This window comes from Chryseobacterium arthrosphaerae (assembly GCF_001684965.1).
GTDB classification, from domain to species: Bacteria; Bacteroidota; Bacteroidia; order Flavobacteriales; family Weeksellaceae; genus Chryseobacterium; species Chryseobacterium arthrosphaerae.
The window spans coordinates 2,940,974-2,967,129 of record NZ_MAYG01000001.1 but is presented as its reverse complement, the minus strand read 5'-3'; the positions used below and the strand labels follow the sequence as shown (position 1 = coordinate 2,967,129).

Genomic DNA, 26,156 nt, shown 5'->3' with positions numbered 1-26,156 from the left:
CCATCAGGAAGGTTTTATATTACTCATTGCTTATCGCTCATTACCGATTACAAAGAAGCAGCATGTACAAGCATATCTACTAACTTGTTAGAGTAACCCATTTCGTTATCATACCAAGAAACAAGTTTCACGAAGTTAGGAGAAAGCATGATACCTGCATCTTTGTCGAAGATAGAAGTTCTCTTATCTCCTACGAAGTCCTGAGATACTACTGCATCTTCAGTATATCCTAGAATACCTTTCAATTCACCTTCAGAAGCTTCTTTGATAGCAGCACAGATCTCATCGTAAGAAGTAGCTTTTTCTAATCTTACCGTAAGGTCAACTACAGAAACGTCTACAGTAGGTACTCTGAAAGACATACCTGTTAATTTTCCGTTTAATGAAGGGATTACTTTTCCTACTGCTTTAGCAGCACCTGTAGAAGAAGGGATGATGTTGTTCAGAGCAGCTCTACCACCTCTCCAGTCTTTCATTGAAGGACCGTCAACCGTTTTCTGAGTAGCTGTTGTAGCGTGTACAGTTGTCATTAAACCTTCTACGATTCCGAATTTATCGTGAATTACTTTAGCTAAAGGAGCTAAACAGTTGGTAGTACAAGAAGCGTTTGATAAAATTTTGATATCATCAGTAAGTTCCTTGTGGTTTACTCCCATTACGAACATTGGAGTATCATCTTTAGAAGGAGCAGAAAGGATTACTTTCTTGGCACCGGCGTTGATGTGAGCCTGAGCAGAATCTTTAGATAAGAAAAGACCTGTAGATTCTACGATATAATCAGCACCGATTTCGTCCCACTTAAGGTTGTTAGGATCTTTTTCAGCAGTTACTCTGATTTTTTTTCCGTTTACTACAAGATCATTTCCTTCTACAGAAACTTCACCTGGGAAAATACCGTGTACAGAGTCATATTTTAACATGTAAGCCATGTATTCTGCATTGATAAGGTCATTGATTCCTACAACTTCAATGTTGTCTCTTTCAGTCATTGCTCTGAAAACAAGACGTCCAATTCTACCAAAACCGTTGATACCTACTTTGATTGTTGACATAATAGTTTGTTTTTATTAGATTTATAAAAATAATTAGATTGCTAAAATTTCTGAGATCAACATCAGATCTTTGTTGATTTCATTATGTTTTTTAATAGCTTCCTCGATAGGCGTGTATACCACATCGTTGGAACGCATTCCTGCCATCACATTGCTTTGCCCTTCCATCAATCCTACTACTGCACCATATCCCAGTCTGCTTGCAAGCACTCTGTCTGCACAGCTCGGCGAACCTCCTCTCTGCATGTGTCCTAAAACGGCTACACGAATATCATAGTCAGGGAATGTCTGTTTGGTCTTTTCGGCAAGCTCATAAACGTTGGCTAATTTTTCGCCTTCAGCTACCACTACAATGCTGGATGCTTTTCCTGTTTTTTCAGCTTTTCTGAAGTTGGTAAAAAGATCATCCATGCTGTCTTTTTTCTCAGGAATAAGAATATCCAGAGCACCTGTAGCCAAACCACTGTTTAAAGCAATAAACCCTGCATCACGACCCATTACTTCCACAAAGAAAACCCTGTTGTGGGAAGTTGCCGTATCACGGATCTTATCAATTGCCTCCATGGCGGTATTCAATGCCGTATCATACCCGATGGTATTATCAGTTCCGAAAATATCATTATCGATCGTTCCCGGGATACCGATCACGCGGATACCGAATTCTTCATTGAAGATCTTGGCTCCGGTAAAAGTTCCGTCTCCACCGATGCATACCAATCCGTCGATTCCGAGTTTTACACAATTGTCATACGCTTTCTGACGGCCTTCTGCTGTTCTGAATTCAGCGGATCTGGCAGACTTTAGAATCGTTCCACCCTGGTTGATTATATTTTTTACGGAACGGGCTCCCATTTTCAGGAAATCGTTGTTGATAAGGCCATTGTAGCCTTCTCTCACTCCGTAACATTCGATATTATAGTAATTGGCGGTTCTTACTACCGCTCTTAATGCAGCATTCATACCCGGAGAGTCGCCTCCTGAAGTAAGAACTGCAATCTTTTTTACAGCACTCTCTTTCATCTAGTAAAAAATTTCGAACACAAATTTACAAAAACAAGTTCAGATTATCGTAGTAACTTTTCAATAGTTTTGAATATAAAGTATTAAAAGCTTCTGAAGTTTGTAGGTTTAAAAATATAACGTGCCGTTTTGGTTTCCGGAGCATTGACGTCAAGCTCATACCATGGCGAAATATTCTGGTGAAAAGGATTGGACAGCAAATGAATAGACTGGGCCGGAGTAAAACCTTCACCCAATAAAAATAATTTCTTTCCTTCTTTATTGCTGCACACACCGGCAACAAAAACAACATGTCCCGGACTTCCCGGAGTAATCAGGATATCACCTGTCTTTAAATCTGGGTTTTTCAGTACAGGCTGAGTTTCCTTATTAAGGGAAATTGTTCCTGCATAATTGAAGATGAGGTCCAGATAATTCCTGAAATTCAGATAGGAATCATCAAAACCGGCCGTTTTTCTGAAACTCACTGAATTTCCGCTGACAAAAGCCCTGGTCCCGTTTTTATAATCATTCCATCTCAGAAGATCACCACTGGTAAAGTGAAACTGAATCTCGTCATACCTTTTCATTGTATACAGATATTCTGCTCTTAATCGGATAACAGCGTCCGCACATTGCTGAAGATCTTTATTTCCTGTATCAATGTCAAACACGGCTTCATGAAGATGTTGGGTAGAAACAGGAGCGCCGTCATATCTTAAAATCTGGCTGCCGTAAGGTTTCAATTTAAAATTTTCAATAAAATATCCGAAAGAATTCTGTTTTTCATCCTGCCATTCATAGCCTTCAGGAGTTGAAAATCGTTCTTTTACAGTGTTCTTTTCTTTATTGATAGGGACGGAACTTTTAGGTGTTAAATCCGTTGTTTCCTGAGAAATATTATTTTTTGGAGCCTTATCATGGCCGCAACTCCATAAAACAATGGTCATCACTATTCCCGGAATAATTTTTTTCATATTCATCTGATTCGCTTACCAATATGGTGTTTTTTGTTGGATATTGAAACATTGAAGATAAGCTTTTTGTAGGAAAGCGCAAAGGTTTATAAGGATTGGAAATATTTTAAGACACAGAATATTGCGGCTTCGCTCGATATTAAGATTTCAGCAACTCTATTTCTATGTTCCTATGTTGTTAAAAAACTAACCAAATATGAACATAGGTTTTCATAGATTTAAATATGCAGTATACAATTTATTGAAGAATAAAATAAAGCATCATCTATAAAAAATAATTTACGTCTTTGCATTTCCAACAAATACATCAGTATCTCATCCAAAATTTTCCTTCAATAGAAATACAGAAATCTGTTAAACTTTTGTATTATCGTCTTCAGGAATCAGAAGTTTTCCCCAATCATTCAGCAGCCAGAGAATCTGAACCAGTTTGTCTCCAAGCTCTGTAAGGGTATATTCAACCCTTGGGGGCAATTCATTGAAAGACTGTTTGGTCAGAATGCCGTCATCAACCATTTCCGTGAGTTGTTGGTTGAGCACTCTACGATCTACCTTGGCAATTCCCCTCAAAAATTCACTTGGACGTTTTTTCCCTTCATTGATCTGCCATACGATGGGAATTTTCCATTTTCCACTGATGGTATTAACGGCGATTTCCAACGGACAGATTTTATTTTCTTCAGCTATTCCCTTTGTTTCCATAAAATTGACTTTTTTATCCCTATGGGTGAAAAATATGCGTTATTGCTTATGTGTAGCGGCTTTTAGACCTTTGTAAAAATAATAAAATTAAAAACATGAACACATTGGCCAAACAGATTGAACAGCTGAATCAGGAACTTTCATCGCAGCTTCCACAGGAGGTTATAAATGCATTTGGAAAGTCTGTTGACGATTTAAAAACAAAAAATATGGAAGACAGATGCATTCAGCCCGGTGAGAAGATGCCTGAATTTATACTGCCCAATGCAACAGGTAAAATGATTGATTCCAATGATATTCTGAAGAAAGGAAAAATGATACTGGCCTTTTACAGAGGCAGCTGGTGCCCTTACTGCAATCTGGAATTAAAATTTCTGCAGGATAACCTTTCCCGTATAAAAGATAAAAACGCTGTTTTAATCGCTGTTTCTCCACAGACTCCGGATCATTCTCTGAGTATGGCGGAAAAGAATAAGCTTGGGTTTGAAGTATTGTCTGATCAGAATAATGATTTCGCTAAAAAATTAGGAATTGTTTTTCAATTGCAGGATTTTGTACTGCCTTATTACCGTAATTTAGGAATCAACCTTTCTGAGTTTAATAATAATGATGAAAACTTACTTCCTGTTCCGGCAGTTTTCGTAGTGGATCAGGACAGGAGGGTTATATTTAAATATTTAGATGTAAATTACATGAACAGAGTAGATGTGGAAGAACTAATACAGGCGTTATGACAGAAAAGCGAAAAGGAGCCCGCTCCATTAAAGATATTCCCGCAGATATTTTAGAACAGTTGAACCGGGGAGAAATAGAAACAGCAAATCTTACGGAATGGCTGGCAGTAGATCAGAAACTTTTACTGGCAAACTTATTAAGACAAAATAATCGTTCAGAATATCTTCAGCCTGTACTGAAAAAGGTTGAACAGTTGAAAAAACAGACCGTCAATACAGTTAACGAAGCTATAGGAACAGGATTATTAGATCTTGCAGTGGCCAATGAGGATGATGAATTCCTGTCAGAACTTTTAATACATCAGGCAGATCTGGTACGGTGCTGGGCTGCTTATACTATTGGAAGAAATGACAGATTGGATTTAAAAGACAAATTCAAAAGAATACAACCGTTCGCTGCAGACCCTCATTTTGGAGTGCGGGAAATCTGTTGGATGACCATGCGGCCGGATATTTCAAAAAACCTGACTGACAGTATCACTATTTTATCAGAGTGGACGAGCCACAAAAATGAAAATATCAGACGCTTTGCCAGTGAATCTACCAGGCCGAGAGGCGTGTGGTGTGAGCATATTCAGGAATTGAAGCAAAATCCGGGGCTGGGACTGGAAATTTTAGAGCCTTTACGGTCAGATCCGGCCCGCTATGTACAGGACAGCGTTGGCAACTGGCTGAATGATGTCGGCAAGTCGCAGCCTGAGTTTGTAGTGGAAGTTTGTGATGAATGGCTGCGGGAGAGTCCAACCAAAGAAACTCAATATATTGTTAAAAAGGCACTTCGGACAATCCGGAAATAAAATGATCCACAGGCCGGAAAATACCTCTGAAAATTAAAATCTGCGTAATCTCCGGAATCTGCGAGAGAGAAAGAAAGGTTTATTCTTAGAACTTTTCTGTCATTATTATGATGTATCAAAAAAGTTATCCACAATATGATATTTCTGAATAGAATTACATTGCAGGTTTCTGATCCTTAAATACTTAAGAAAACTCTTTAAAACAGACATTTTTGCAATAGTCTAAGGTGAAAAAAGTTATCCACAATATGGGATTCTTAAGTTTTATACATGCTGGATTATTGATATCCAGTATCTTAGGTAAATCCTTTAGAATCGAAGGTTTTGCAGCATAGCAATCCAAAAAAGTTATCCACAAAGTCAGAAATGATAGCTGCAGGCTAAATTTAAAATTCAACGCTTTGAATATGGAAATACCACCCGGATTTTTGAAAAGCTTAGATTTCCATCCTAAACATCTGTGTAATCTGCCGAATGTGTGGTTTGAAAAAGTTATCCACAATATGGAATTGTGCCCTAATCATCATTGTATCTTTCATAAATTCAATACATTCTGAAATCCTTCAGGAAAGGACATTGATGTGAATTTGCTTAATAAGGGCATTTGAAAAAGTTATCCACAATATCAGAATATGAATTCATTCTGTCTGCTGTTTCATCCGGATTAAAAACTCTCTTCCAAAAGGTATCTGTGTGAATCTGAGATTGGAAAAAGTTATCCACAATATGAGAATGTCAATTGAAGCTTTCTCTATCTGTCACAGAACTAGTTGATTAATAAAAATAGCTGTCAGAGGGTATTTGAAAAGGTCATAATCATACATTTGAAGTGAAAAGTTATCCACAATATGGAATCCGGATTGAATCTTTAGATCGGAGGGAAATGTATCTAGCATTTCTCTGTCAGGTATTTCCAGTATCTTTTCGGAACATGCTGAATATGCAGTTTCATATTCTTTCTTTCAAGGATATTGGTTTTTGTAAAATACCGCTGCCAAAGTGTTTGATAATTTTTTTCCTCATCATGGAACTTCTGCTGATACTGGTGGAAATCCAGCTTTTCATCCGGATAAAAGAAATCACAGCTTTCGAGATCATATAAAATACCGTAATTTCTTCTCAGATCATAAATCATCCATTTCTGGTCCTGATAACGGTCTTTGAAATGTTTTCTGATTAAAGGGATAACATTGAAATCAGGATCTATTTTTGAGAAAAAAACACCGTCCTGCATTTTTTCGAAGCGGACAAATGCGGTCATTCTGTGACTTTCACGTCCTACGGATTTACAGATTTTTGAAATTTTTAAAATGTCAGGATCTGCAAAATTTTCAAGAATATTTTCACCCTGATGCTTTACAGATTGCTTTACGGCAGATAAAATTAAATGTTCCATTTCCCGGTCTTCGGATAAAAAAACTTTTAAAAGTTGATGAATACCCTGTTTTCCGATACTCTGCTCTAATTTATTGAGTACCCGTTCAGATTTGGTATTTTGCGTGATAACTTCGTGAATCTCTGCAAATATATTTTCCTGATGATATTTTTCTCTGCTCACAATTTCCACCTCCTGATACCGGTATTCAAAAACTTCAAATACCGCTGTAAAAAGGCCGTCAAAACTTCCGTCGTAGAGTAAGGTTGTTATCATTAAGTCTATAAAAATATCAATGTCGTTGATGTCGGATTAAAACAGGCTCAGCTGCTGGGAAAACTGGTTGTGGAACTTGGAAGAACTACCACCAACAATTAATTTTCTGAAATTCTTATCTGTTAAATACCGCAGATAGGCATTACCGGCATTAAAATCAATAAAATATTTTGCCCGGTTTACGGCTGCACCCAATTTTTTCAAATGATCCATCGTTAAAATCTGAAAACGCCTGGCACTTACAATTTTCTGGGCTGTTTTTACCCCAATTCCCGGAATCCTCAGAATCATCTGATAATCTGCAGTCTGAAGACTGACAGGAAACTGATCTAAATGTCGTAATGCCCAGCTTAATTTAGGATCCACTTCCAGATCAAGGAAAGGAACATTCGGGTCTAAAATCTCTTCTGCTTTAAAACCGTAAAACCGCATCAGCCAATCCGACTGATACAACCTGTTTTCCCTAAGCATAGGAACCTCAGTCGTTAAAGAAGGAAGTCTTTTATCTTCCAGAACAGGGACATAGCCGGAATAATACACTCTTTTCAGGTTGAAATTTTTATAAAAATGATCCGCCACTTTGATGATCTGTAAGTCATTTTCATTGGTGGCTCCCACGATCATCTGGGTAGATTGGCCTGCCGGAGCAAATTTGGGAACTTTCTTTAAAATCTTTTTTTCATCCTGATACTGGCTGATCCCTTTCTGAATATATCGCATCGGGCTGAGCATATCCTGTCTGTTTTTCTCAGGAGCCAGCAATTTTAACCCGCTTTCGGTAGGAATTTCAAGATTTACAGATAACCTGTCCGCATATAAAGCAGCTTCCTGCATCAGTTCATCACTCGCCCCGGGAATAGATTTCAAATGAATATAACCATTGAAGTTTTCTTCCAGCCGGAGTTTTTTGGCCACCCTTACCAGACGTTCCATGGTTGTATCTGCATTTTTGAAAATACCGGAGCTCAGAAATAATCCTTCAATATAATTCCTGCGGTAAAAATTAATGGTAAGATCTACCACTTCTTCCACGGTAAAAGCAGCCCTTTTAATATCATTCGAACTTCTGGAAACACAATAGGCACAATCGTAAATACAGTGATTGGTCAATAGAATCTTAAGCAATGACACACACCTTCCGTCTTCTGTATACGTATGGCATATCCCGCTTGCAGAGCTGTCTCCTAAAGCACCTTTTTTGTTTTTTCTCGTCCCTCCGCTGGAAGAACAGGAAACATCGTATTTCGCAGCGTCAGCAAGGATTTCAAGTTTTTCTTTAAGACGGTCAAAATTCATATCAATAACGTTTTGATACAATTTGTATCGGTGTTGTTTTAAATATTGTTCAAATTTAGTTCCAAAATTGATAAATGTCAACCTTTTTTCATAGAAGTTATCAACAAAAAACAGCCTCAAAATCATTATATTTACGGCTCATTAAAGTTTATATTATGAATCATAAACCAATCGAAGGTTTTTCCAAGCTGCCAAAGCAGGGGAAAATCGACTGGCTCGTAAACGAATATCTTGAAGGAAATCAGGAATACCAAAATATATTAAAACAGTATTGGAACGAAGACGCAGATCTTCAGAAACTTCATGAAGAGTTTTCTGAGAATACGATCTCCAATTTTTATATGCCTTACGGAATTGCTCCGAACTTTCTGATCGACGGAAAACTATTGGCTCTTCCAATGGCTGTTGAAGAAAGTTCAGTAGTGGCAGCCGCCTCCAAAGCTGCGAAATTCTGGATCGATAAAGGTGGTTTTAAAACAACCATTATCAATACAGAAAAGCTGGGGCATACCCATTTTATTTTTAATGTAGAACCTCACAAATTATTACATTTCTTTAATTTCAGTTTAAAGAAAAAATTATTTGAAACCACAGAAGATATCACCGCCAATATGAGAAAGCGTGGTGGTGGTATTTTAAACATCAGCCTGATTGATAAAACTGCTGAAATGCCGAATTATTATCAGCTGAAGGCAAGCTTCGATACGGTAGATTCAATGGGAGCCAACTTTATCAATTCATGTCTTGAGCAGTTTGGGAAAACACTGAGACAGGAAGTGGCCACCAGCGAAGATTTCACACAGGAAGAAAAGAATTCATTGCAGATCGTGATGAATATCCTTTCCAATTTTACACCGGATTGTATTGTGAGAGCTGAGGTTTCGTGTAAAATGGAAGATTTAAAAGACGACAGCGGAATTTCTCCTGAAGAATTTGCTTCTAAATTCAAACAGGCAGTTACCATTGCTGAGATAGAACCTTACCGTGCAACCACTCATAATAAAGGGGTAATGAATGGAGTAGATGCGGTAGTCATTGCTACCGGAAACGACTTCAGGGCAACAGAAGCCTGTGCTCACGCTTATGCTGCAAGAGACGGACAGTACAGATCATTGACGCATTGTACAACAGACAACGGGATTTTCAGATTCTGGATCGATCTTCCTATTTCAGTGGGAGTTGTAGGAGGCCTGACGAATCTTCATCCTCTGGTAAAATTCTCTCTGGCATTATTAGGAAAACCTTCTGCGCAGGAACTGATGAGTATTCTTGCCGTTTCAGGGCTGGCCCAGAACTTTGGAGCATTACGTTCTTTAGTTACTACAGGAATTCAGAAAGGACATATGAAAATGCACCTGTTGAATATCCTAAACCAACTGGGAGCCACAGAAGAAGAGAAACAGCACTTTGTGACTTATTTTAAAGATAAGACGGTAAGCCATCATGAGGTGATCAATGAGTTTAACAGAATGAGAGGAAACTGATGCTACAGATTATCCTGCCCATTATATTCCTGCTGTTCGGATTCTTTTTAAAGAAAACGAACCATGAAGGCTTCAGAAGTTCCAAGAGATTTGCCAATATGTTTATTATATTAGGGATTTCCACATTGGTAGCGAAGTTTATTTTAATGTATCTAAAATCAAAATAGTGAAAAAGAGTATCCTGTTCTTCCTGTTGATTTCCGGGTTAGGTTTTTCACAAAAGAAAAATTTAAAAATAAGTGATTTGCAGCCAAAAACAGAGAGTTTTGTTTTTCCTGTTATTTCTTATCCGGCTAATTCCAGAGTTGAGAACAAGATCAATCTTTTTCTTCAGGTAAGCGAATTGGAATATATTCCGGGATCAGAAGGCAGTCCTTCTGCGAAGGTGAGTGCAGGCAGTACTTCGTATGCAAACTATGTGTATTTCTACGATTGGAAAAAGCTCGAGACACCCGAAAATATTCTAAGTATCAGTATTGACGGGGAGGCTTCAGGAGCTTATCCCGAAGAATTTTCAGACTGGAAAAATTTTGATCTGAGGACGGGGAACTGTATCAATGCTGAAGACTTGTTTCAGGCAGATGCGGTTAAAACAATTAATACTCTTATCCAGAAAAAGATCAGAAAAAGAATCAATAATTTTCTTGTTAAGCTGAAAGCTCAAAAAAGTACTTCAGAAGATCATCTGGAACAGATTGGTTTGTACGAAGGATGTTTCACAGATTATACCCTGAACGGCATCAGATACTTCTTTGGAAAAGATAAATTGACTTTTGTGGCAGGCAGGTGCTCCAATCATGCTATGCGGGCATTGGATGATCTGGGAAGTCACAAACTTGAGCTTACCTATAAAGAACTGGAAAAGTACTGGAGTCCTTATGCGAAAAATCTGATTTCAGGTTCTGAAAATGTAGGCAAGACAGGTCCCGGGAACAAACTATTCAAAGGGAAAATTGACGGAAAATATCCTGTAACGGTTTTAATCAACGAAATCAATGAGGATGATTCCTTTTCAGCCACGTACTGGTATGATAAGAACAGGAAACAGATCAACTGGAGAGGAGAATTTGTTCATGACCATTTTTCCATCACAGAAGATGACTATCATAGCGAAGAATTGAAACAATGGATACCAAGAGCCTTGGTGGAAGCTGATCTGAAGGGAAATAAGATCATCGGAACCTGGCAGGATTATAAAACAAAGAAATATTTAACCCTAGAATTAGAAGAGTTATAAAATGAAAACAATTACATTAGTTTTTGGAGCAGTTTACGGAATGATATCCGTGATCCTGGGTGCATTCGGTGCACACGCTTTAAAGAAAATATTAGCTGTGGAAAGGCTGGAAAGTTTTGAGACAGGAGTAAGATATCAGATGTATGCAGCTTTTTTCCTGCTGATCATCGGATATATCTTAAAATTTGAAACGTCTGCTGAAAAATGGACCTCCATCTTGATGATTGCAGGAACATTTTTATTCTCAGTGAGCATCTATTTTCTGAGCATGCAGGATTATCTGGGGATGAACCTTAAGTTCTTAGGACCTATTACTCCGCTTGGAGGCCTGATGATGATCTTAAGCTGGGGAATGCTTATTCTTTATTTTGCCAAAAATAAAATATAAGAATGAAAATCAACAGAAGAAGACGGTTAATACGAACATTCAATCTTTTAGATCAGCCTATCAGATTCAATCCGTTTGTATTCAGCCGTACTTTTTTTATGTGGGCCGTGACAGGTCTTGTGGGCGGTGTGATTGCCGGCGGATACTGGATCGTTCTGGAACATTTTACAGAGTTTCTGGCTCACTTTCAGGGGTGGCAGGTTATTCCTGTCATGGCCATTTGTGGTCTGCTTGCAGGATTGGTGATCCATTTCATTGGTGATCCGGGAGAAATTCACCTGATCGTCAACAACATCAGATTCAATAAAGGAAAACTGGATCCGAAGAATAATCCTTCCATGATATTGTCATCACTTTTCTGTGTGGCCTCAGGAGGAAGTCTGGGACCGGAAGCTCCTTTGGTGCAGGTAACAGGGTCTACAGGTACCTGGCTGGGGAAAATTTTCAGACTGAAAGGAGAGGAGCTGCGTTCTTTAAGCATTGCCGGGATGGCATCCGGTTTTACAGCACTGTTCGGAGCACCTCTGGGAGGAAGTCTTTTTTCGCTTGAAATTCTGCATCATAAGCATGCGGTAGAATATTACAGGGCCATTATTCCTGCTTTGGTAGCAAGCTGCTTCAGCTATCTGATGTTTGCTTTGATCATTCATTTGGGAATCGGGGCAACCTGGGATCTGAAAGCCTACCATTATACAGGCGTCTATGATTTCCTATACGCTTCGTTATTTGGAATTGTAGGTACTTTCTTCGGATGGATCTTCATTTTTGTCGTGAAATTTTTTAAAAAAGTTTTTGAATACAGAAAATTTCCGATCTACATCAAAACGTTTGTAGGAGGAATTATCTTAGGCATTATTGCTTATAATTTTCCCATTACAAGATATTTCGGTCATCATGAGATCAACCAGTTGATCGGAGGAAACTTCGGACTGAATTTTTTAATTCTGGTATTGATCTTTAAAATCCTGGCCATTGCGATTACCGTAACTTCAGGATGGAGGGGAGGTTTTATCATTCCTCTGTTTTTCGTTGGAACTACGTTAGGACTGATTATTCATCATCTGTTTCCGGCAGTTGATACCACTTTGGCTATTGTAAGCTGTATGGCTGCCATCAATGCCTGTGTGACGAGAACCCCGATGAGTACAACGATTATCTTAGGAACACTTACAGGATTTACCTATTTTGTTCCGATATTATTTGCCAGTCTTACCGGATATTTCCTGGCTCCGAAAATTCCGTTCATCGGATCACAATCGGAGAAACTGGAAGAAGAATAATGAAGTATAAGCTCGCACTGTTATAATGAAAAATTTTCCTTCATCCATTTCAGCTTATTATAACTTTTCAGGAATTTTGTCTTAACGGAAATAAATTTTTCCTGGGCTTCAATCATTTTATTTTCCCTTGAGTTAATAAGGAAAAGAGAACTTTCCCCGTTGCTGTGTTTCGTTTCTTCGGCATACAGGAGTTTCTGATAATTGATAAGGTTTTTTTCCGAAAGATCAATTTGGGCGCGATAATTCAGTATTTCATTTTTATAGGTTTCAATTTTTGTGTCCAGTTCTCTTTTTTTGAGCTTTGTGTCCAGCAGGTTCTGGCTGATTTTAATCTTAGCCATCTGGTAATTGGCTCTGGCTTCTCTTTGGAAGACCGGAACCTCCAGCTTTAAACCATATTGGAAGTTCTGATCAAAAAGAGGCAGATAATCTACCCGGTAATTTTCTTTATTAAAAAAATTGTAGGTAAAATCAAGCTTGGGAAGGAAGCTTTGCCATTTCAGTTTTCGTTCGCTTTCAAGGATATTGTTTTTCTGATTGTAATACACTATTGATAAGTGGTTGCTGATTTCCCTGCTTCTGAATTCCTGCAAAAGAAACTCAAAATCTGAAAAAGCATTATGTTCCGAAAGTTGGTCCGAAGGATAAATGGGCTGTGAAATCTCATATAATTCCTGTCCGTCTTTCCATAAAAATACCTGAAGCTGCTGTGTACTTTTCACAAAACTGAGATAAGCTTCTCTCTGCTGAAGCTCAAAATTCTGTAACTGTGACGCAACTTCAACAGTATCTATTGCAGCCTTTTCTCCAAATTCAAAAGATTTTTTGGTAAGCTGCAACCGGTTTTTGTTGATATCAACAATTTTCGATTTAAGCTTATAAATTTCATAATGCTGTACCCATTCCCAATAGATGTTTTCCGCTTCCAGAAGAAGGTCATTGGTGAGAACGGTCTGTTCGGCTTCGGTCATTTTCTGTGCAAATTTTGCCTGATCCAGTACAGCTCTCCGATGATCATACAGCAGATTTTTTGCCAGAGGAACCGTGATTCCCCATTGGTAAAGTCCACCCTTTGTATCGCTGGAATTCAGTTTTTCACCATCCAGATCATTGTAGCTTCCCGTTACTTCTATTCCATACCAGGTTGGAATTCCCAATTCAATATTTTTCTGCTCATAATATCTTGTTCCGTCAATATTTTTTTTACCCATTTTTCCGCCAAGAACAGGATCAAAACTTCCTCTTGCTTTTATAATTTCATTGGCTGCAATTTTATTCTGCAGCTGATATTTTACAGCAAGTGGATGATAATTTTTTACAACGGAAATAAATTCAAGAGCCGAGATCTTAAGTGAATCCTGAGCAGAACCGTAATGGAAAAAAAATAAGAATATGATTAAAAAAAAATTACTTTGCCTTTTCATCTTTTCCAGATTTTTCATTTTTTACTTCATAATAATCCGGTGGAAAACCATTAATATTTCGCCATAGTTCATACCATACCGGCACATCGTTCAGAATGGCAATTCCCTGTACTCCGGTCCCCATTTTGATCTTTGGCGGCCATTTTTTTTCGTTTTTATCTTCAATCACCAATGCTTTGAAAAGCCCGTTCACACTGATATTACTTTCTACAGCAATCACTTTTCCGGCAAACGTTCCGTAGCTGGAGTTAGGCCATCCGGAAAATACAATGGCAGGAAAACCGTCAAAAGTACACATCACCCGCTGCCCTTCTTTGATAAGAGGAAGGTCCACCGGTTTGATATAGATTTCCACTGCATGATCCACATCGGTGGGAACAATCGTTCCTATATTTTCACCATCTTTAAGAATTTCCCCGATCCCGGCTTTGTTAAGCTGAACAATCTGCCCGTCCTGAGAAGCGATAATGAAATACAGACCCTGTCTGGCCTTATAATTGGCCACCTGGTTTTCAAGCTTAGCAATATCGCCGTCACTCCCTTCAATCTGTCCCATACTTTGGAAACGCTCTCCTTCAGTTTTACTCAGTTTTTCAGTATAATCCTGGATTACAGTGTTTTGCTCAATATGGGTGTTGAGAATTTCCTGACGTGTCTGGGCTACCTTATTTTCATAAGATGTTTTTTTGGCAACGGCATTTTGGTAAGAAATACTTCTCTGCTGGAACTGGGTAAGAGAAACCAGCCCTTCATCATACATTTTTTTCTGCCTTGCAAACTGATTTTCAGAGAGCTGCAACTCATTTTTAACAGCTTCAAGCTCAGCTTCTTCTCCGGTAAGTTTATTGTTAAGTTGGCTTATCTTTATTTTTAACTGGTTTAGTTTCAGGTCTCTCGCAGAATTTAAAGCCTGAAGCTGGTTTTTTGCTGTGGCTGCCTTTGCTTCATAATAGTTACGGACTCCCTTTTTGGCATTGACCTGTTCCTGGGTTCTCTGTACTAATAGCGGATCTAAATAATCATCTTTTATTTCTGAAAGATGAAGTAAAGTATCCCCCTTTTTCACGTAATCTCCGTTTTTTACATTCCATTTGGTAATCCGTCCGGGAATAGGAGAGTTCAGCTGTTGGGGACGCTGCTCCTGATAAAGCGAGCTGACATTACCCTTTACTTTTATATTTTGGGTCCAGGGAAGAAATAAAGTGATGATTCCCCCTATAAGAATGAAGAAAAACCACTTTTTCACTCTAGGTTTTTTGTGAATATGATAAATATTGTCGAATGACTGTAGTTTCATTTTGCTAAAAAATTATGATAGAATTTTTAAAGTATTGTCTTCGATATGAAGATGCTGATCAGCAATCTGCAGTAAGTTTTCATCCTGCGAAACAATGATAACCGTTGTTTTCTCTTTTTTCATTTGCAGGTATCTTATGATTCTTTCCTGATATTCCTGTTGAAGACCGGCAAAAGGATTTTCTAAAATGATGAGTCTTTTTTCTCCCAACAGCGTTCTGAGTAATAATATTTTTTTCCTGGAACTGAAAGTCACCTCAGAATCTGTCTCGCTGATTTCTGTAAAAAATCCACTGCTGAAAACGCTTGAAATATTTTCAATTCCAATCTGTTCAGAAAGTTCAAGGATGTCTTCTGTAGTACTTTCGGTATTACCCAGAAGAATATTTTCTTTCACGGTTCCCTGGATTATTTTCATATCCTCAAGATAAAGACCTATTGAGTTCCGGAGTTTCTGTTTATCAATATTCTGTAAAGGAATCTTATCAAAAAGGATTGTTCCTGAGCTGGGTTCGAAAAATCCGGTTATCATATTCAGTAAGAGTGATTTTCCGGTTCCCAGCTTTCCGGTCAGGATGGTAATGCTGTTTTCTTTTATCTTAAAATTAAGGTGAGAAAGAATAGGGGTTGTTTCATTGAAGGAAAAACTAACATCTTTAAACTCAATTTCAAAACCTTTTCCTTTTTGAGAAAGGATAATTTCTCCGTTCTGTTCTTCTTTCAGATCTGTAATTTTAGAAAGTTTGGCATAAGCAGCGATCAGATCATAATAGCTTTCAAGACTGATGATAAGCTTTTCTACAGCTGCCATAATACTTAAAACCACAATCTCAGTTGCGATAAATGCTCCGATATTAAGTTTCTGACTGATTAACAGATAAGTTCCGATGGCAAGCATTGCCAGCGTGATAATAACTTTAAAGGCAATAATCGTTTTGTATTGAAAAACAAGAACCTTAAAGTGGCTTGTTCTGTGGTCCAGATATTCCACTACACGATCATCTGTCCCTTTCAGATGGGCCCCGCTGTCAGCGTGCAATTTAAATGTTTTTACAGAACCGGCAATATCCTCAATCCATGCTGCAGTATCATATTTTCTGTTGCTTTCTTCAATACTTGATTTAATCCCGCTTTCCATCGTATATCTGAAAATAATGATCACGCAGATGACAACCAGGGCACCGAATGCCAAAAACCATGGATGGTAGAAGGAAAGGAGCAGAATACCGAAGAAGATCTGGATAAGCGCTGTAGGAATTTCCAGTAAAATTTTAGAGACACCTTTCTGAAGATTCTGGATATCAAAAAACCTGTTCATAAGCTCCGGAAGGTAATATTTCCTGGTATGGGAGAGATGTATTTTGGGTATTTTATCTGCAATTGCGATAGAGAATTCTACATAAATTTTTTGTTGTATTTTTTCAATGATCTCAATCACTTTTAGCCTGAAATAGCCTACGAGCCATGTTCCCATCACTACGAAAAAAATAAGAATATAAATGGACGTTGCCATTGTAGCCCCCATCACAAAACTTACGATAGACTGTATTCCCAAAGGAATGCTCAGTGATACGAGTCCGTTAAGAATAGCATAAAAATAAATGTTGGTAACATCTTTTTTTTCTTTTGTAATGTAGCGGATAAGCCTTTTCCCCTGCTCATTGGCCGTTATTTCCATTTTTTCTTATTTAGTAAGTTTAAAGGTTATACTTTTTTGTGACTGTATGGTGGTAAAGAAATCGTTGAATTTCTGAAATGCTGAATGACTCCGTTTTATGAACTGCAAAGATAAAATATGAGAGTGGGGAGTACTCTTATTGCAGATTAGAATGTGATTAAAATGTGATTAGAATATGAACTGCTCTTCATACTCCTGCATAGCTTTTCGGCCTTATGCCGCCATTTGGAGTGATGAATGGGATAAAGATTCATAGAAAACTTACTGAATGCGTTAAAAGTTCCACAAATTTCTTTTTAACCTTATTCATTTTTAGTAAATTTGTCAACCTTTAAATATTAAAATAAAATAATAAAAATAATATGAATCTTCACGAGTATCAATCAAAAGAGATTTTATCAAAGTATGGAGTAGCTATCCAACGTGGTTTCGTTGCAAACAATGTAGATGAAGCTGTAGCTGCTGCTGAAAAACTAACTGCTGAAACTGGCGCTCAAGGGTGGGTAGTAAAAGCTCAGATCCACGCAGGTGGTCGTGGTAAAGGTGGTGGTGTAAAGTTCTCTCCAAACATGGATAAGCTTAAAGAAAACGCTCAGAACATCATCGGAATGCAGTTGGTAACTCCACAAACTTCTGCTGAGGGTAAAAAAGTAAATTCTGTTTTGGTTGCAGAGGATGTATATTATCCAGGTGAAACAGAAACTAAAGAATTTTATGTTTCTATTCTTTTAGACAGAGCTGAAGGTAAAAATACAGTTGTATATTCTACTGAAGGAGGTATGGATATTGAGCACGTTGCTGAAGTGACTCCTCATTTGATCCACAAAGAAATCATTGATCCTGCTTTAGGTCTTCAGGGTTTCCAGGCCAGAAAAATTGCTTTCAACCTAGGTCTTGAAGGGAATGCTTTCAAAGAATTTACAAAGTTCATCACTTCTTTATATAACGCTTACGTTGGTATCGATGCATCTCTTTTCGAAATCAACCCGGTGTTGAAAACTTCTGATAACAAAATTATCGCTGTAGATGCTAAAGTAACTTTGGATGACAACTCATTGTTCCGTCACAAAGACTTAGCTGAGCTTAGAGATACAAGAGAAGAAGATCCAATGGATGTAGAAGCTGGTGAAGCTGGTCTTAACTTCGTAAAACTAGACGGTAACGTAGCTTGTATGGTAAACGGAGCAGGTCTTGCAATGGCAACTATGGATATCATCAAATTATCCGGTGGTAACCCGGCTAACTTCCTTGACGTAGGTGGTACTGCTGACGCTCAGAGAGTACAGACTGCTTTCGGAATCATCTTAAGAGATCCAAACGTAAAAGCAATCCTTATCAACATCTTCGGAGGTATCGTAAGATGTGACAGAGTGGCTCAGGGTGTTGTAGATGCTTACAAAGCTATGGGTAGCCTTCCGGTTCCATTGATCGTAAGATTACAGGGAACCAACGCTGTAGAAGCTAAAAAATTAATTGACGAGTCTGGTCTTCCGGTTCACTCTGCAATTACTTTAGAAGAAGCTGCAAACAAAGTAAAAGAAGTTTTAGCGTAATCTAAAATTTTCAGATAAAACAGAAGCCACTTCATTTTTGGAGTGGCTTTTTTGTTGGAAAGTTTCAGTGAAAATAATTTGATCACAGATTCGGCAGATGTTTACGGAAGATCTGCCGAATCTGCAAAATCAGCGGCATAAAAGCGGATTACACTTTCGCTTTATTAATAGAAATTTTAGATAAAATTAAAACCGTTTCTTCTTTGGAACGGTTTTTTAATGCATGTACAAAACTTTATTCATGAAAAACTTACACATTCCGGAACCGTGCTCTGAAAATTGGGAATCAATGTCCCCAAAGGAAAAAGGCAGATTCTGTTCTGTCTGCAATAAATGTGTCATTGATTTTACACAAAAAAATCCCCTGGAGATCAGGCAGATCATAGATGAGAAGAGAAGCACAGACGTACAGGTTTGTGGTAGATTCTATGATTATCAGTTAAATACTTCTGACGTATCCAAAAGAATAGAATCCCGCTTTTTAAAATATATTCCTGCAGGTTTCCGGAATAGCAGAATGGTACTGGGTATATTTTCTTTTCTTCTGTTTCTGACAGGCTGTTCAAAACCTAAACCCGAAGTGTATGCAACAACCGGTGTGGTTGTTGAAATAGAAGAAGATTCTCCTACGGCCCATAAAAGCCGGATTGCAGACAATGACAGTATTGGTAAAATCCCCCGGAAAAATCATACTGCGGACAAAGAAAAATTTAAAAAAGAAGCAGACGAATAGATCTGTTTGTACAGAATATGTCTAAATGCAGCCGGGTAAAGAACTATTTTCAGGAAAACCCTATGTATCCTAAAAATATAGATACATAGGGTAATATTTTTATTATTTATAATCTGTGGGAACTCCGTTACTTATCATGATTCTCCAATGAGGCGGAATCTGCATTTGTAATACTGATACTTGTTGGGGTTACCAGCTGGATATTGTCCGTATCAAAACGCTCTTTGATATTGAGATAGGCTTTACTTTTGGTCTGAGCAAGATTGGCTCCTACTTTGATCCAGAATTTAACCTGGAGATTAAAGGATCCCTGCTTCAGGTCTGTAAAAATAACTTCGGCAGTATCGAGCTTATCCACATTATCAAGGTCTTTAATCACTTCCAGAATTCCCTTTTGTGCCTTGCTGATATCTTCATCCGCAGGGATTTCAAAATTTAAAATAATTCTCCGTTGTGGAGAAGCTGTAATATTATAGAACGGAGCGTTGAAAACAACCTGATTCGGGATATAGGCTTTTTTACCATCGTCCGTAAGGATTTTTGTTGTCAGAAAGCCAATTTCCTGAACCGTTCCCGAGTGAGTTCCAATGGTAATATAATCGCCTACTTTGAAGGCTTTATCAATTCCGATGAGCATTCCTGAAAATATACTGGATACCAGATCTTTTAAAGCTACCCCGGCAATCACCCCGGCCACTCCCAAACTTCCGATGAATTTCCATAGAAAACCACTGAAACCCATAATTTCTAAAGAAATAAAAGTTCCCATGAGCATGATCAGAAAACGGAATACACCGATTAAAGTAACCAGGGAGCTTTCTTTCTGGCTTTTCGGAAAGAATTTATGAAAGAGTTTTACGGCAGCAATACTCAGGTATTTACTGGAAAGAAGAAAAAATGTAAAGACTAAAATTCCGACAATCAGCTTCGGAGTAAGTTCGGCAAAGGTTACATACCAGTTTTCGAGGACTTTATAAACAACGTCAATATAACTGATTCCGGTTTTCTGCATGAATTTTTTTTTGATTAAAGATATAAATTTTCATCAAAAAATTTGCCAGTTCCAAAAAGTCTACTAAATTTGTAGACTATAAAAGCGTTATATTATGTCAATCAAACTAGGAGATACAGCACCCAACTTTCAGGCAGAGTCATCGGCAGGAGATATTAATTTCTATCATTATCTGGGAGATTCCTGGGGAATTCTGTTTTCCCATCCTGCAGATTATACTCCGGTATGCACTACGGAACTGGGATATACTGCAAAACTACAGTCTGAGTTTGATGCCAGAAACACGAAAGTGATTGCTTTAAGTGTAGATGGGGTAGAAGACCATCAAAACTGGGTGAAAGACATTAATGAAACCCAGAAGACGGAGGTCCGCTTTCCTATTATTGCAGACAAGGACAGAAAAGTTTCAGAATTGTATGACTTTATCCATCCCAATGCTTCGGCTACAGCTACAGTGCGTTCCCTGCTGATTATTGATCCGGCAAAAAAGGTCAGACTGATCATTACTTACCCTGCATCTACAGGAAGAAATTTTGATGAGATCTTACGGGTTCTGGATTCCTTACAGCTGGTGGATCAGCATCAGGTTGCCACACCTGTCAATTGGAAAGATGGTGAAGATGTTATTGTACCGCCCTCCATTTCTACTGAAGATGCCAGAAAAATATTCCCTAAAGGAGTGAGAGAAATAAAGCCGTATTTAAGATATACGCCTCAACCGAATACATGATTTATTTGATTTTTTATAGTTTAGTTTTAATTTGTACGAAAAGCGCCCCGGAAATAAATTTCCCGGGGCGCTTTCATTTTTTTATAAGTAGTTCAGTGATTACTTAACGTCGTTGATGATTTGTTTTGCTTTAGACGTTGGAAGATAAATCTGGAAACCTAAACCAAAAGTAATTTTGTTGGTATATCCACCGCTTCCGAATCCAGCGTTTGCGTCATATTTTACTAAACCTTCCAAACCAATGTTTGGAGTAATGAAGTAAGAATAACCAGGTCCGAAACCGAAGTTAAGTCCGTTAGAAGAAGAACCTCCTTTAGAGATTGATGTTCCTCCGATACCCACATTACCTTCAAAGAACCATCTTCCGTGGTGTAGTAAGTTGTTTACTCCCTGCTCTCCCGGGTTAAGATAGTAACGTCCTAATGCCCCTACGTTATACGTAAAAGTAGTTGGCGCATCTTTAGCTCCTTTGAAACCTAAATCTACATAACCTCCTAATGCAACGTTATCTTCAATAAAATAAGCTCCCTTCGGCTGAATATTAAAATCATAGCCACCTCCCTTGTTTAATCCGAAGTTGGCACCCGCAAGGTTACCCCCTACCATCCAATTACCTTTCTGAATCTGAGCATTGGCAGTTGCTGTTAAACCTGCTACAGCTAATATCCCTGTTAAAATAAGTTTTTTCATAATTTATTATTTTAATAATTAAATGTTTATTATTCACGAATTATAGAAAAAACAATAAATGTGCCAGAATCTTAATTTTAGACAATTTTTCTAAATTAATGTTAAGAATATGAGTGATATACAATTTAACTTTTTAACATTATCTCTAAGAATTCCATAATGATAAATAAGGAAAAAAAGACGATCAAAAGTTTGAAAGTGATATTGTTTCTATTCTGTTACTTCATTAAAATGAGAAATTTGAATAAAAATGTATTCAACTGAAAACGTCACATCGCTTTTTTTTACATTTTAATCTGTTAAATAAGCAAAAGAATTACCGAGATGATCAGCCCGGCAATCGTAAACCTGATTCCACGTTTAAAAGCTTTGGTTTTAGGATTGAACATCCAGAAACTTGAAACAACAAAGAAAAATAAAGCAACTCCAAAAAATACACTTAGCGGCGCAATGGCATCTTTAGACTGTGATTTGTGTAGAGAAACCATCTTGTCCAGTACAAACGGCAGTTCCATTTTTGAATATTTGGCTACTCCCGTTGCTGAATCATACGTGCCTTTTTTAAAATGAAGAAGGGTGCCTTCGGTTTTTTCTACTTCAAGCCCTTTCATCTTCAATTCTTTTTTCAGCTCTTTTTCCGAAAGATTGGCAGATAAAGTCTTTTCATACTTTTTCTCACTCTTTAGAAAATCGGTGTCTCTGTAGACCAAAATAATTCCACTTACTGCATACACTGCCATGATCCCGGCAAGGAAATACCCCAGATAACGGTGGGTTACTCTCATGAAACTTCTTGTGTCTTTGATCTTATCCATATCGTTTTTTTGTTTTGTTTTTAAATTTCAAAAGTGGAAGCTGCAAAAATGCAATTTCCACTTTTAATAAGTCGTGATTATATTTTAACTTTTACAGCTTGTAAGTCAGCGTAAAATAATAATTTCTCGGTGTAATCGGATTCACTGAATAATTCTCGTGAACATTGTAGTTGACCACATCAAACAGGTTCCCCACCTTTCCCTGGATAGAGAATTTCTTCCATTCGTAACCTACAGATACCATTACGGTAGTGTAATCTTTTAATGCAAATGATCTACTGATTCCATTTCTTGCGCCTAAGCCAGTAGAACCATTTTTAGTGTCATTCCATCCAGCTAATCTATCCCCGATGAAGTAAGCTCCTGCGCCTACTTTCAAGCCTTTTGCAAAACGCGTGAATTTATAAAATACAGAAGCGTTGGCTGTTGTAGCTGGTGTTCTTACCAATCTCTGTTTTTCAACATATCCAAAACCATCTGGTGTGTCAAGATATACAGAATTGTTGTAAGAGAATCCTCCAATAATTGATAAGTTTTCTGTCGGATTTCCTGTAATATCCAACTCAACACCACGGCTTCTCATTTTTCCTGCAAATTCTTTATAGAATGAATCTGAATTTGCCTGACCATTGGCTAGCTGAGGTGCAGTTTGGTAATAGTTATTGTAAACAATTTGATATACTGTTAAGTTTACAGCTAAAGCATTATTCCAAAAATTCTTTTTTACTCCTGCTTCATATTGATCAATAGTGGTAGGCTTTAATGCTTGCTCATAAATGTCTTTTCCTGTATTTTGAGCGAAAGAATTGGTGTAGGTTGCAAATACAGAAAGGTTATCATTTGGCATATATACTAAACCTGCTTTTGGTGAAAATGCTCTGTCTGATATAGCTGTATTTTTTTGATCAACATCTCCAAGGTCGTTTGAAAATGTATTTTTAGTATTGGTCATTGTTTCTAAATAAGACCATCTTAACCCAGCAATTACTTTAAGCTGTTTGGTAAGGCTTATGAAATCCTGAATATAAATACCAAATCTTTGCGTAGGAATTTTTGTTCTGTCTTTTAAGGAAGCGTCAGGCATTTTTCCACTGGCCCAACTTGACGGATCATCTAAATAAAGGTTATTATTAGTGGCAGAGGTATTGCCATTTGTTCCATAAATAGTTGGATTGGTGTAAGTATAGTTATTTTGGATACCATAGTCTCCATCAGTACCAATTAAAACCTTATGATTGATGTTTCCAGTATTGAACTCTCCATTAATATTAACTTGTAATGAAGTGTAATTTTGTTCGTTAAATGTTTTATTTAAAGGTCTTTGCCAGAAAAGGCGGTTTGAGTTCTTTTCATATCCCCATTGTACTCTTTCTGTAGAATAATAGTCCTTTGTATAGTTCTGATAAGAAGCTACAGCATTTAATGACCATTTTTCAGTAAACTGGTGATTAAAAGTTATGTTGGTAGAAACTTGTTCTACATTTTGATATTGCCAGTCAGCTCCTAAGAAAGCATTTTTAGGGAGTAGGTCATTGATTTTATAACTTCCGTCAGGATTGATAATGGATCCAAGACCAAAATCCGGAGTAAAATTATTCTTAAGATAATCTGCTTCCACGATCAATTGCGATTTTGGGCTTAAATTAAATAAGAATGAAGGATTGAAATAGTATTTCTCTGATTCTACAACATCTCTGAAACTTTCAGCATACTCATAAGCTCCATTTACTCTGAATGCAATATTCTTAGATAAAGGACCATAAATGTCAACAGTAGGTTTGTAAGAGTTCCAGCTTCCCCCATTTAATCCTATACTCCCACCAAAATTGAATTTCGGCTTCTTCGTAATCATATTGATAACACCACCAGCTGCTGTATTACCAAAAAGCATAGCATTCGCTCCCTTTAAAACTTCTACTCTTTCCAGCCCACTTACTTCAGGGAAAACACCACTGTTTACTCTTGCTCCGTTCTTGAAGATGTTATCATTACCTAAAATGAAACCACGCCCTCCAAAACTATCCTGAGAATTTCCTCTTGAGGAAGTAACATACATTCCGTTTACATTCTGCAGAACATCGCTAAGCTGTTTTGCCTGCTGTTGCTCAATGATTTCGTGAGTAACAATAGCAATAGGCTGTGGATTTTCCATTACCGTCAGATTAGACTTTGTAGAAAGTGGTCTTGCCTGGTTGGGGTTACCGGTCTTATGAAGATTAATATCCTCAATAGTCTGGGTTCTGATGGTATCAGCTTCAGCATTTTTAAGCTGTGAACTCACTGTAATAGCGGTAAATAGGAGCCCCAAAGAAAGTAGTTGTCTTTTCATTTTATTTTTATGTAGAACAGTTTTAAATAAGGCGCAAATGTAAGTATTTGTTTAGAATAGTTAAAAATAATTTTATGATTTTTGTCATATCCTTCACATGCAAAAAATGATTCGTTTCTATGCAATCAATAGGTGTGATCCGCTTTTTTTATGAATATATTTGTAAAAAATAAAAGAATATGCAATTGGTAAAAGCAGGGCTTTGTGCCTTTGGGATGAGTGGAAAAGTGTTTCATGCTCCTTTTCTAAAGGAACATCCGGGATTTTTTCTTTCCGGCATAGTAGAGAGAAGTAAAGAAGAATCTAAAGATAAATATCCGGAAGCAACCATCTATCGTTCCGTAGAAGAAATGCTGGAGAAGGCAGATGTTGAACTGGTGATTATCAACACTCCGGTGCAGACCCATTATGAATATGCCAGAAAAGCACTGGAAGCAGGAAAAAATATCATTGTTGAAAAACCTTTTACAGTCAATGTTTCAGAAGCTGAAGAACTGGTGAAACTGGCTGAAGATAAAGGATTATTCTTAAGCGTATATCAGAACAGAAGGTTTGACCGTGATTTTTTGAAGGTGAAAGAGATCCTCTCTTCGGATAAGCTGGGGAATATTAAAGAAGCTGAAATCCGTTTTGACAGATTCCGGACTGAGCCAAGCGGGAAACAGCATAAAGAAAGCCCGGATCAGATGGGCTCAGGCTCACTTCACGATCTCGGAGCACATCTCGTAGACCAGGCAATACAGTATTTCGGATATCCTGAAAAGCTTTTTGCTGATGTCTTCTCTATGAAAGGGTCTGAGTTTGCAAATGATTATTTTGAGATCCTGCTGTTCTATAAAAATGATCTTAGAGTACGGTTAAAATCATCGGTATTTACCAAAGAAGACCATCACGCCTATAAAATTCATGGTGACAGGGGAACATTCCTTCAGGAGAGAACCGATAATCAGGAAAATGAACTGGTAAGCGGAGCGATTCCTGTCTACGGTAAAGAATGGGCACAGCCCTTGAAAGAACCTGATGGGATCGTCAACTTTTTAAATGAAAAAGGAGAAACTGAAAGAATGGAGACTTCCAGTGAAGCCGGAAATTATATGGATTATTACCAACAGATCTATGAGCACATTGTTTTCGGATATCCTTTACCTTCTCCCGGAAAAGAGGTAATCCTGAATATGAAAATCATCGACGCCTCCCTGGAAAGTTCAGAAGAAGAAAGGGTGGTGGTGCTGTAGATGATTATCAGTGAGCTATGAGTGAGTTAAGGGTTTTAGGATGAAGAATAAAAACCCCTGAATT

The 26,156-nt window shown here is 37.7% G+C and carries 24 protein-coding genes; 11 read left to right on the top strand and 13 right to left on the bottom strand.

The features are described 5' to 3' along the window. Positions 1–47 precede the first annotated feature (47 nt). From gap to BBI00_RS13335, 4 genes are all read right to left on the bottom strand, one after another. Positions 48–1,052 (bottom strand): type I glyceraldehyde-3-phosphate dehydrogenase, encoded by a 1,005-nt coding sequence (gene gap, locus BBI00_RS13350; RefSeq protein ID WP_065399227.1) that lies wholly within the window; start codon positions 1,050–1,052, stop codon positions 48–50. A 33-nt stretch (positions 1,053–1,085) separates the two neighbouring features. After that, positions 1,086–2,072, bottom strand: a complete 987-nt coding sequence (gene pfkA, locus BBI00_RS13345; protein ID WP_065399226.1) for a 6-phosphofructokinase — start codon at positions 2,070–2,072, stop codon at positions 1,086–1,088. Positions 2,073–2,155: 83 nt separating this feature from the next. After that, positions 2,156–3,028, bottom strand: a complete 873-nt coding sequence (locus tag BBI00_RS13340) for a DUF4846 domain-containing protein (protein ID WP_065399225.1) — start codon at positions 3,026–3,028, stop codon at positions 2,156–2,158. Between the two features lie 354 nt (positions 3,029–3,382). Beyond that, positions 3,383–3,730 (bottom strand): winged helix-turn-helix transcriptional regulator, encoded by a 348-nt coding sequence (locus BBI00_RS13335; protein WP_065399224.1) that lies wholly within the window; start codon positions 3,728–3,730, stop codon positions 3,383–3,385. Between the two features lie 95 nt (positions 3,731–3,825). On the opposite strand from BBI00_RS13335, the gene BBI00_RS13330 reads away from it, so the two are divergent. Beyond that, the gene (locus BBI00_RS13330) at positions 3,826–4,464 is read left to right on the top strand and encodes a peroxiredoxin-like family protein (RefSeq protein ID WP_065399223.1); all 639 of its coding nucleotides are present in this window, start codon (positions 3,826–3,828) and stop codon (positions 4,462–4,464) included. Next, positions 4,461–5,261 carry a DNA alkylation repair protein gene (locus tag BBI00_RS13325; RefSeq protein ID WP_065399222.1) on the top strand — a complete coding sequence of 267 codons (801 nt, stop codon included), beginning with the start codon at positions 4,461–4,463 and terminating at the stop codon, positions 5,259–5,261. The genes BBI00_RS13330 and BBI00_RS13325 overlap by 4 nt, the downstream gene beginning before the upstream one ends. 889 nt (positions 5,262–6,150) lie before the next feature. On the opposite strand, the gene BBI00_RS13320 is transcribed toward BBI00_RS13325, so the two are convergent. Further along, positions 6,151–6,912, bottom strand: a complete 762-nt coding sequence (locus tag BBI00_RS13320; RefSeq protein WP_317040169.1) for a TIGR03915 family putative DNA repair protein — start codon at positions 6,910–6,912, stop codon at positions 6,151–6,153. Positions 6,913–6,948: 36 nt separating this feature from the next. Then, positions 6,949–8,208 (bottom strand): putative DNA modification/repair radical SAM protein, encoded by a 1,260-nt coding sequence (locus BBI00_RS13315; protein WP_065399739.1) that lies wholly within the window; start codon positions 8,206–8,208, stop codon positions 6,949–6,951. Positions 8,209–8,363: 155 nt separating this feature from the next. On the opposite strand from BBI00_RS13315, the gene BBI00_RS13310 reads away from it, so the two are divergent. Genes BBI00_RS13310 through BBI00_RS13295 form a run of 5 tightly spaced genes read left to right on the top strand, consistent with a single transcriptional unit; the run spans position 8,364 to position 12,597 of the window. Then, the gene (locus BBI00_RS13310) at positions 8,364–9,692 is read left to right on the top strand and encodes a hydroxymethylglutaryl-CoA reductase, degradative (RefSeq protein ID WP_065399221.1); all 1,329 of its coding nucleotides are present in this window, start codon (positions 8,364–8,366) and stop codon (positions 9,690–9,692) included. Beyond that, complete coding sequence (locus tag BBI00_RS23350; RefSeq protein WP_165602522.1) at positions 9,692–9,859, top strand: hypothetical protein; 168 nt, start codon at positions 9,692–9,694, stop codon at positions 9,857–9,859. The genes BBI00_RS13310 and BBI00_RS23350 overlap by 1 nt, the downstream gene beginning before the upstream one ends. Next, the gene (locus BBI00_RS13305; RefSeq protein WP_065399220.1) at positions 9,859–10,929 is read left to right on the top strand and encodes a hypothetical protein; all 1,071 of its coding nucleotides are present in this window, start codon (positions 9,859–9,861) and stop codon (positions 10,927–10,929) included. The genes BBI00_RS23350 and BBI00_RS13305 overlap by 1 nt, the downstream gene beginning before the upstream one ends. A gap of 1 nt (position 10,930) precedes the next feature. After that, the gene (locus BBI00_RS13300) at positions 10,931–11,317 is read left to right on the top strand and encodes a DUF423 domain-containing protein (RefSeq protein WP_065399219.1); all 387 of its coding nucleotides are present in this window, start codon (positions 10,931–10,933) and stop codon (positions 11,315–11,317) included. 2 nt (positions 11,318–11,319) lie between these two features. Then, on the top strand, positions 11,320–12,597 hold the full coding sequence (locus BBI00_RS13295; protein WP_065399218.1) for a chloride channel protein: 1,278 nt from the start codon (positions 11,320–11,322) through the stop codon (positions 12,595–12,597). Between the two features lie 20 nt (positions 12,598–12,617). Here BBI00_RS13295 and BBI00_RS13290 read toward each other — a convergent pair whose 3' ends face one another. Genes BBI00_RS13290 through BBI00_RS13280 form a run of 3 tightly spaced genes read right to left on the bottom strand, consistent with a single transcriptional unit; the run spans position 12,618 to position 16,995 of the window. Next, positions 12,618–14,039 carry a TolC family protein gene (locus BBI00_RS13290; RefSeq protein ID WP_083988502.1) on the bottom strand — a complete coding sequence of 474 codons (1,422 nt, stop codon included), beginning with the start codon at positions 14,037–14,039 and terminating at the stop codon, positions 12,618–12,620. After that, on the bottom strand, positions 14,005–15,318 hold the full coding sequence (locus BBI00_RS13285; RefSeq protein ID WP_065399217.1) for an HlyD family secretion protein: 1,314 nt from the start codon (positions 15,316–15,318) through the stop codon (positions 14,005–14,007). The genes BBI00_RS13290 and BBI00_RS13285 overlap by 35 nt, the downstream gene beginning before the upstream one ends. Positions 15,319–15,330: 12 nt before the next feature. Continuing rightward, positions 15,331–16,995, bottom strand: a complete 1,665-nt coding sequence (locus BBI00_RS13280; protein ID WP_065399216.1) for a peptidase domain-containing ABC transporter — start codon at positions 16,993–16,995, stop codon at positions 15,331–15,333. 362 nt (positions 16,996–17,357) lie between these two features. Between BBI00_RS13280 and sucC the strand changes: the two genes are divergently transcribed. Together sucC and BBI00_RS13270 are read left to right on the top strand one after the other, a co-directional pair. After that, on the top strand, positions 17,358–18,548 hold the full coding sequence (sucC, locus tag BBI00_RS13275; protein WP_065399215.1) for an ADP-forming succinate--CoA ligase subunit beta: 1,191 nt from the start codon (positions 17,358–17,360) through the stop codon (positions 18,546–18,548). Between the two features lie 241 nt (positions 18,549–18,789). Beyond that, complete coding sequence (locus BBI00_RS13270) at positions 18,790–19,281, top strand: hypothetical protein (protein ID WP_123902272.1); 492 nt, start codon at positions 18,790–18,792, stop codon at positions 19,279–19,281. Between the two features lie 127 nt (positions 19,282–19,408). Here BBI00_RS13270 and BBI00_RS13265 read toward each other — a convergent pair whose 3' ends face one another. Continuing rightward, positions 19,409–20,293: a mechanosensitive ion channel family protein gene (locus tag BBI00_RS13265; RefSeq protein ID WP_065399213.1), complete on the bottom strand. Its 885-nt coding sequence runs from the start codon at positions 20,291–20,293 to the stop codon at positions 19,409–19,411. Positions 20,294–20,387: 94 nt separating this feature from the next. Between BBI00_RS13265 and BBI00_RS13260 the strand changes: the two genes are divergently transcribed. After that, entirely contained in the window at positions 20,388–21,023 is a 636-nt protein-coding gene (locus BBI00_RS13260; protein WP_065399212.1) for a peroxiredoxin, read from the top strand. Positions 21,024–21,122: 99 nt separating this feature from the next. Here BBI00_RS13260 and BBI00_RS13255 read toward each other — a convergent pair whose 3' ends face one another. The 3 genes from BBI00_RS13255 to BBI00_RS13245 form a co-directional block, all read right to left on the bottom strand. Next, on the bottom strand, positions 21,123–21,713 hold the full coding sequence (locus BBI00_RS13255; protein ID WP_065399211.1) for an outer membrane beta-barrel protein: 591 nt from the start codon (positions 21,711–21,713) through the stop codon (positions 21,123–21,125). 299 nt (positions 21,714–22,012) lie between these two features. Next, positions 22,013–22,528, bottom strand: a complete 516-nt coding sequence (locus BBI00_RS13250; RefSeq protein ID WP_065399210.1) for a hypothetical protein — start codon at positions 22,526–22,528, stop codon at positions 22,013–22,015. Between the two features lie 91 nt (positions 22,529–22,619). Then, the gene (locus BBI00_RS13245; protein ID WP_065399209.1) at positions 22,620–24,857 is read right to left on the bottom strand and encodes a TonB-dependent siderophore receptor; all 2,238 of its coding nucleotides are present in this window, start codon (positions 24,855–24,857) and stop codon (positions 22,620–22,622) included. 179 nt (positions 24,858–25,036) lie between these two features. Between BBI00_RS13245 and BBI00_RS13240 the strand changes: the two genes are divergently transcribed. Further along, positions 25,037–26,092: a Gfo/Idh/MocA family oxidoreductase gene (locus BBI00_RS13240; protein ID WP_065399208.1), complete on the top strand. Its 1,056-nt coding sequence runs from the start codon at positions 25,037–25,039 to the stop codon at positions 26,090–26,092. The last annotated feature ends 64 nt before the right edge of the window (positions 26,093–26,156 follow it).

Coding starts and splice junctions, on each gene's coding strand:
- BBI00_RS13295 (WP_065399218.1), top strand. CDS start 11,320: ATGAAAATCAACAGAAGAAGACGGTTAATACGAACATTCAATCTTTTA.
- BBI00_RS13340 (WP_065399225.1), bottom strand. CDS start 3,028: ATGAAAAAAATTATTCCGGGAATAGTGATGACCATTGTTTTATGGAGT.
- BBI00_RS13310 (WP_065399221.1), top strand. CDS start 8,364: ATGAATCATAAACCAATCGAAGGTTTTTCCAAGCTGCCAAAGCAGGGG.
- sucC (WP_065399215.1), top strand. CDS start 17,358: ATGAATCTTCACGAGTATCAATCAAAAGAGATTTTATCAAAGTATGGA.
- BBI00_RS13245 (WP_065399209.1), bottom strand. CDS start 24,857: ATGAAAAGACAACTACTTTCTTTGGGGCTCCTATTTACCGCTATTACA.
- BBI00_RS13285 (WP_065399217.1), bottom strand. CDS start 15,318: ATGAAACTACAGTCATTCGACAATATTTATCATATTCACAAAAAACCT.
- BBI00_RS23350 (WP_165602522.1), top strand. CDS start 9,692: ATGCTACAGATTATCCTGCCCATTATATTCCTGCTGTTCGGATTCTTT.
- BBI00_RS13290 (WP_083988502.1), bottom strand. CDS start 14,039: ATGAAAAATCTGGAAAAGATGAAAAGGCAAAGTAATTTTTTTTTAATC.
- BBI00_RS13300 (WP_065399219.1), top strand. CDS start 10,931: ATGAAAACAATTACATTAGTTTTTGGAGCAGTTTACGGAATGATATCC.
- BBI00_RS13335 (WP_065399224.1), bottom strand. CDS start 3,730: ATGGAAACAAAGGGAATAGCTGAAGAAAATAAAATCTGTCCGTTGGAA.
- BBI00_RS13260 (WP_065399212.1), top strand. CDS start 20,388: ATGTCAATCAAACTAGGAGATACAGCACCCAACTTTCAGGCAGAGTCA.
- BBI00_RS13240 (WP_065399208.1), top strand. CDS start 25,037: ATGCAATTGGTAAAAGCAGGGCTTTGTGCCTTTGGGATGAGTGGAAAA.
- BBI00_RS13280 (WP_065399216.1), bottom strand. CDS start 16,995: ATGGAAATAACGGCCAATGAGCAGGGGAAAAGGCTTATCCGCTACATT.
- BBI00_RS13315 (WP_065399739.1), bottom strand. CDS start 8,208: ATGAATTTTGACCGTCTTAAAGAAAAACTTGAAATCCTTGCTGACGCT.
- BBI00_RS13255 (WP_065399211.1), bottom strand. CDS start 21,713: ATGAAAAAACTTATTTTAACAGGGATATTAGCTGTAGCAGGTTTAACA.
- BBI00_RS13270 (WP_123902272.1), top strand. CDS start 18,790: ATGAAAAACTTACACATTCCGGAACCGTGCTCTGAAAATTGGGAATCA.
- BBI00_RS13330 (WP_065399223.1), top strand. CDS start 3,826: ATGAACACATTGGCCAAACAGATTGAACAGCTGAATCAGGAACTTTCA.
- BBI00_RS13265 (WP_065399213.1), bottom strand. CDS start 20,293: ATGCAGAAAACCGGAATCAGTTATATTGACGTTGTTTATAAAGTCCTC.
- BBI00_RS13325 (WP_065399222.1), top strand. CDS start 4,461: ATGACAGAAAAGCGAAAAGGAGCCCGCTCCATTAAAGATATTCCCGCA.
- pfkA (WP_065399226.1), bottom strand. CDS start 2,072: ATGAAAGAGAGTGCTGTAAAAAAGATTGCAGTTCTTACTTCAGGAGGC.
- BBI00_RS13320 (WP_317040169.1), bottom strand. CDS start 6,912: ATGATAACAACCTTACTCTACGACGGAAGTTTTGACGGCCTTTTTACA.
- gap (WP_065399227.1), bottom strand. CDS start 1,052: ATGTCAACAATCAAAGTAGGTATCAACGGTTTTGGTAGAATTGGACGT.
- BBI00_RS13250 (WP_065399210.1), bottom strand. CDS start 22,528: ATGGATAAGATCAAAGACACAAGAAGTTTCATGAGAGTAACCCACCGT.